The 917-nt window shown below is 69.9% G+C and carries 1 protein-coding gene; it reads left to right on the top strand.

Annotated elements, in window-relative coordinates; genetic code table 11:
* Nucleotides 1-917: condensation domain-containing protein (locus AC1RVW_RS30810; protein ID WP_493204530.1), on the top strand; the 917-nt coding region annotated here is incomplete at both ends.

The raw sequence follows: 917 nt of genomic DNA on the forward strand, positions 1-917 counted from the left end.
GTGGAACAGGCGCTCGCGCAGGTGTGGGCCCAGGTGCTGGGCCTGCCCCAGGTCGGGCGCCACGACAACTTCTTCGAGCTGGGCGGCGACTCCATCCTCAGCCTGCAGATCGTCGCGCAGGCGCGGCGCGCTGGCTGGCAGCTCACCCCGCGACAGATGTTCGAGCGCCAGAGCATCGCCCAGCTCGCCGGCGTGGTGCAGGAACTGGACCATCAGGCGGCTGCGGCGCAGGTGCGCGCACCGGCCGAAGGCGAGGTGCCGCTGCTGCCGATCCAGGCCGAGTTCTTCGGCATGCAGATGGCGGCTCGCCATCACTGGAACCAGTCGGTGCTGCTGCAAAGCCGCGAACCGCTGGATGTGAAGGCCTTGCGCCAGGCGCTGGCCGTGCTGGTGCAGCACCACGACGCATTACGCCTGCGCTACACCCAGGCACAAGGTACGTGGACCCAACGCTACGAACCCGTTGCCGAACCCGAACTGCAGGAACTGCTGTGGGTGCGCAAGGCGAAGGACGACGCCGGCATCGAGGCCCTGTGCGACGAAGCCCAGCGCAGCCTGGACCTGCAGCGCGGTCCGCTGATCCGCGCCCTGGCCATCGAGGTGGCCGACGGCCGCTGGCTCTTGCTGCTGGCCATCCACCACCTGGTGGTCGACGGCGTGTCCTGGCGCATCCTGCTCGAAGACATGCAGAGCATCTACCGCGCCCGCGTCGCGGGCCAGGGCGTCGAGCTGCCCGCGCGCAGCAGCAGCTACGGCGACTGGGCGCAGGCCCTGCAGGGCTACGCCCAGGTCCACTCTGACGAGCTGGACTACTGGCAACAGGCATTGGGCGATGCGCCCGCCTCGCTGCCGCTTGCCAACCCGCAAGGCAGCCGCCGCGCCAGCGACCAGGCCAGCGTGACCATCACCCTGGACGC

The organism is Variovorax sp. MPBD4-3 (genome assembly GCF_058809745.1).